The sequence below is a fragment of the Acinetobacter sp. GQ146 genome (assembly GCF_059758585.1).
This window is the reverse complement of sequence record NZ_JCAXDV010000018.1, coordinates 1-5,544: the sequence shown is the minus strand read 5'-3', so window position 1 is coordinate 5,544 and position 5,544 is coordinate 1. Positions and strand designations below refer to the sequence as shown.

General features: G+C 48.7%; 2 tRNA genes and 3 rRNA genes. All 5 read right to left on the bottom strand.

The features are described from left to right. Window positions 1–7 precede the first annotated feature (7 nt). Window positions 8–122 (bottom strand): 5S ribosomal RNA (gene rrf, locus AC6CHI_RS16045). 183 nt (window positions 123–305) lie between these two features. Next, window positions 306–3,197, bottom strand: a 23S ribosomal RNA gene (locus tag AC6CHI_RS16040). Window positions 3,198–3,568: 371 nt separating this feature from the next. Continuing rightward, window positions 3,569–3,644, bottom strand: a tRNA-Ala gene (locus AC6CHI_RS16035). Between the two features lie 59 nt (window positions 3,645–3,703). Beyond that, window positions 3,704–3,780: transfer RNA gene (locus AC6CHI_RS16030), tRNA-Ile, on the bottom strand. Between the two features lie 61 nt (window positions 3,781–3,841). Next, a 16S ribosomal RNA gene (locus AC6CHI_RS16025) occupies window positions 3,842–5,378 on the bottom strand. Together the 16S, 23S and 5S rRNA genes with 2 tRNA genes alongside form the textbook arrangement of a ribosomal RNA operon. Window positions 5,379–5,544 lie beyond the last annotated feature (166 nt).

The window sequence follows — 5,544 nt, the reverse complement described above, 5'->3', positions numbered from 1 at the left end:
ATTAATGAGCTGGCGATGACTTACTCTCACATGGGTAACCCCACACTACCATCAGCGCTAAGAGGTTTCACTTCTGAGTTCGGGAAGGGATCAGGTGGTTCACTCTTGCTATTGTCGCCAGCACAACTGTTTATGGATACTTGCTTAGTCTTACGTGTTTGCTAAGTTTTTTTCCAAATGAGTTATTAACAGGTATATTTGAGTTTCGTATTGTATCTAGCTTTATAACTAAATCAAGTTCAATCATTACTGATTGTTTGGATTTGAATCGATTTAAGCTTTATATACAACTGCTTGGGTGTTGTATAGTCAAGCCTCACGAGCAATTAGTATTGGTCAGCTTCACATATCACTATGCTTCCACATCCAACCTATCAACGTCGTAGTCTTCAACGGCTCTTTAGAGGACATAAAGTCCTAGGGAAATCTTATCTTGAGGTAGGCTTCCCGCTTAGATGCTTTCAGCGGTTATCCCTTCCGAACATAGCTACCCGGCGATGCGACTGGCGTCACAACCGGTACACCAGAGGTTCGTCCACTCTGGTCCTCTCGTACTAGGAGCAGATCCTCTCAAATTTCCAGCGCCCACGGTAGATAGGGACCGAACTGTCTCACGACGTTCTAAACCCAGCTCGCGTACCTCTTTAAATGGCGAACAGCCATACCCTTGGGACCTGCTTCAGCCCCAGGATGAGATGAGCCGACATCGAGGTGCCAAACACCGCCGTCGATATGAACTCTTGGGCGGTATCAGCCTGTTATCCCCAGAGTACCTTTTATCCGTTGAGCGATGGCCCTTCCATACAGAACCACCGGATCACTAAGACCTACTTTCGTACCTGCTCGACTTGTGGGTCTCGCAGTTAAGCGCGCTTTTGCCTTTATACTCTACGCGTGATTTCCGACCACGCTGAGCGCACCTTCGTACTCCTCCGTTACTCTTTAGGAGGAGACCGCCCCAGTCAAACTACCCACCAGACATGGTCCTCGTCCCGGATAACGGGACAGAGTTAGAACCTCAACATTACCAGGGTGGTATTTCAAGGACGGCTCCATTGGAACTGGCGTTCCAACTTCAAAGCCTCCCACCTATCCTACACAAGTAAGGTCAAAGTTCAATGTCAAGCTGCAGTAAAGGTTCACGGGGTCTTTCCGTCTAGCCGCGGGTACACCGCATCTTCACGGCGAATTCGATTTCACTGAGCCTCTGCTGGAGACAGCGCCGCCATCATTATGCCATTCGTGCAGGTCGGAACTTACCCGACAAGGAATTTCGCTACCTTAGGACCGTTATAGTTACGGCCGCCGTTTACTGGGGCTTCGATCAAGAGCTTCGCTTACGCTAACCCCATCAATTAACCTTCCAGCACCGGGCAGGCATCACACCCTATACGTCCACTTTCGTGTTTGCAGAGTGCTATGTTTTTAATAAACAGTTGCAGCGGCCTGGTTTCTGTGGCTGCCAATAGCTCAGGGAGCAAGTCCCATCACCGTCAGCAGCGTACCTTCTCCCGAAGTTACGGTACCATTTTGCCTAGTTCCTTCAGCAGAGTTCTCTCAAGCGCTTTGGTCTACTCGACCTGACCACCTGTGTCGGTTTCGGGTACGATTCCTGTGTAACTGAAGCTTAGAGACTTTTCCTGGAAGCATGGTATCAGCCACTTCACTGTACAAGTACAGCTTGCTATCAGTTCTCAGCATAGAGTACCCCGGATTTGCCTAAGATACATGCCTACAACCTTCCACCTGGACAACCAACGCCAGGCTGACTTAACCTTCTCCGTCCTCTCATCGCATTACACAGAAGTATTGGAATATTAACCAATTTCCCATCGACTACGCCTCTCGGCCTCGCCTTAGGGGTCGACTCACCCAGCCCCGATTAACGTTGGACTGGAACCCTTGGTCTTTCAGCGAACGGGTTTTTCACCCGTTTTGTCGTTACTCACGTCAGCATTCGCACTTCTGATACCTCCAGCAGACTTCTCAATCCACCTTCATCGGCTTACAGAACGCTCCCCTACCACTTGACTAATGTCAAATCCGCAGCTTCGGCACATAGTTTTAGCCCCGTTACATCTTCCGCGCAGGCCGACTCGACTAGTGAGCTATTACGCTTTCTTTAAAGGGTGGCTGCTTCTAAGCCAACCTCCTAGCTGTCTATGCCTTCCCACATCGTTTCCCACTTAACTATGATTTTGGGGCCTTAGCTGGCGGTCTGGATTGTTTTCCTCTTGACTACGGACGTTAGCACCCGCAGTCTGTCTCCCGGATAGTACTCATAGGTATTCGGAGTTTGCATCGGTTTGGTAAGTCGGGATGACCCCCTAGCCGAAACAGTGCTCTACCCCCTATGGTATTCGTCCGAGGCGCTACCTAAATAGCTTTCGGGGAGAACCAGCTATCACCAGGCTTGATTAGCCTTTCACCCCTATCCACAAGTCATCCCCTGGCTTTTCAACGACAGTGGGTTCGGTCCTCCAGTTAGTGTTACCCAACCTTCAACCTGCTCATGGATAGATCGCCTGGTTTCGGGTCTACACCCAGCAACTAAACGCCCTATTAAGACTCGGTTTCCCTACGGCTCCCCTATACGGTTAACCTCGCTACTGAATGTAAGTCGCTGACCCATTATACAAAAGGTACGCAGTCACCGAACAAGTCGGCTCCCACTGCTTGTATGCATGCGGTTTCAGGATCTATTTCACTCCCCTCACAGGGGTTCTTTTCGCCTTTCCCTCACGGTACTGGTTCACTATCGGTCAGTCAGGAGTATTTAGCCTTGGAGGATGGTCCCCCCATATTCAGACAAGGTTTCACGTGCCTCGCCCTACTCGACATCATCATATAAGCCCTTTCGTGTACAGGACTATCACCCACTATGGTTGCACTTCCCAGAGCATTCCACTAAAACTTATATGACTTAATGGGCTTTTCCCCGTTCGCTCGCCGCTACTGAGGGAATCTCAATTGATTTCTTTTCCTAAGGGTACTGAGATGTTTCACTTCCCCTCGTTCGCCTTGCAACACTATGTATTCATGTTGCAATACCTACCTTATAGTAGGTGGGTTTCCCCATTCAGAAATCTCCGGATCACAGGATATTTGCCGCCTCCCCGGAGCTTATCGCAGGCTATTACGTCTTTCATCGCCTCTGACTGCCAAGGCATCCACCACATGCACTTAATTACTTGACTATACAACCCCAAACAGTCGCTAATACCTACAAGTAGTATTATCAACATTACAGTTTAGAGCACTGTGCACTTAAGCACCGTACAGCTTCAATCTAAATTCATATACCAAAACGCTTGATTCAGTTAATTTCGCTAGTAACTCATTTCACTCAACGTTAACAATTGCTTGTTAAGTTAACTAAAACGAGTATGAACAAATTATTTCAACTCAAATATATTCTGTTAATGATTCACTACGTCCTCGTCGGAGCGTAGTCAACTGTGATAAATCACAGAAGTTAACAAGACGCGCATATTACGCTAACTTCTTACTAATTTCTATAATCTAAAACTTCGTTTGCCTATTTCTTAGCTCATCACATAGTGATGGATGGTGGAGACTAGGAGAGTCGAACTCCTGACCTCCTGCGTGCAAAGCAGGCGCTCTACCAACTAAGCTAAGTCCCCAGCTTATCATTTCGATCAATGTCTCTGTGTTCTGTACTAATCGCTTAGTCAATCAGATTTGGTGGGTCTGACAAGACTTGAACTTGTGACCCCACGCTTATCAAGCGTGTGCTCTAACCAACTGAGCTACAGACCCTCAGATACATCGTCATGAAGAACAACTTGTTGTGGATTCTTACCAATCGTCAATCTTTCGTTAAGGAGGTGATCCAGCCGCAGGTTCCCCTACGGCTACCTTGTTACGACTTCACCCCAGTCATCGGCCACACCGTGGTAACCGCCCTCTTTGCAGTTAGGCTAGCTACTTCTGGTGCAACAAACTCCCATGGTGTGACGGGCGGTGTGTACAAGGCCCGGGAACGTATTCACCGCGGCATTCTGATCCGCGATTACTAGCGATTCCGACTTCATGGAGTCGAGTTGCAGACTCCAATCCGGACTACGATCGGCTTTTTGAGATTAGCATCACATCGCTGTGTAGCAACCCTTTGTACCGACCATTGTAGCACGTGTGTAGCCCTGGTCGTAAGGGCCATGATGACTTGACGTCGTCCCCGCCTTCCTCCAGTTTGTCACTGGCAGTATCCTTAAAGTTCCCACCCGAAGTGCTGGCAAATAAGGAAAAGGGTTGCGCTCGTTGCGGGACTTAACCCAACATCTCACGACACGAGCTGACGACAGCCATGCAGCACCTGTATGTAAGTTCCCGAAGGCACCAATCCATCTCTGGAAAGTTCTTACTATGTCAAGACCAGGTAAGGTTCTTCGCGTTGCATCGAATTAAACCACATGCTCCACCGCTTGTGCGGGCCCCCGTCAATTCATTTGAGTTTTAGTCTTGCGACCGTACTCCCCAGGCGGTCTACTTATCGCGTTAGCTGCGCCACTAAAGCCTCAAAGGCCCCAACGGCTAGTAGACATCGTTTACGGCATGGACTACCAGGGTATCTAATCCTGTTTGCTCCCCATGCTTTCGTACCTCAGCGTCAGTATTAGGCCAGATGGCTGCCTTCGCCATCGGTATTCCTCCAGATCTCTACGCATTTCACCGCTACACCTGGAATTCTACCATCCTCTCCCATACTCTAGCTGACCAGTATCGAATGCAATTCCTAAGTTAAGCTCAGGGATTTCACATCCGACTTAATCAGCCGCCTACGCACGCTTTACGCCCAGTAAATCCGATTAACGCTCGCACCCTCTGTATTACCGCGGCTGCTGGCACAGAGTTAGCCGGTGCTTATTCTGCGAGTAACGTCCACTATCCCTAGGTATTAACTAGAGTAGCCTCCTCCTCGCTTAAAGTGCTTTACAACCAAAAGGCCTTCTTCACACACGCGGCATGGCTGGATCAGGCTTGCGCCCATTGTCCAATATTCCCCACTGCTGCCTCCCGTAGGAGTCTGGGCCGTGTCTCAGTCCCAGTGTGGCGGATCATCCTCTCAGACCCGCTACAGATCGTCGCCTTGGTAGGCCTTTACCCCACCAACTAGCTAATCCGACTTAGGCTCATCTATTAGCACAAGGTCCGAAGATCCCCTGCTTTCCCCCGTAGGGCGTATGCGGTATTAGCATCCCTTTCGAGATGTTGTCCCCCACTAATAGGCAGATTCCTAAGCATTACTCACCCGTCCGCCGCTAAGATCAGTAGCAAGCTACTTCTCTCCGCTCGACTTGCATGTGTTAAGCCTGCCGCCAGCGTTCAATCTGAGCCATGATCAAACTCTTCAGTTTAAAATCAATAGTGCATATAGTGCACCAATCTTGGCTCATCAATTACTGACAAAAATTTGCTCAAATAAACTTCGAGTAATTTCTACCATCAATCAATGAAAATATATTCGATCAATCAATCAGTAAAAATCCACACAAGTTGTTCTTCATAATCTCTTAATGATCT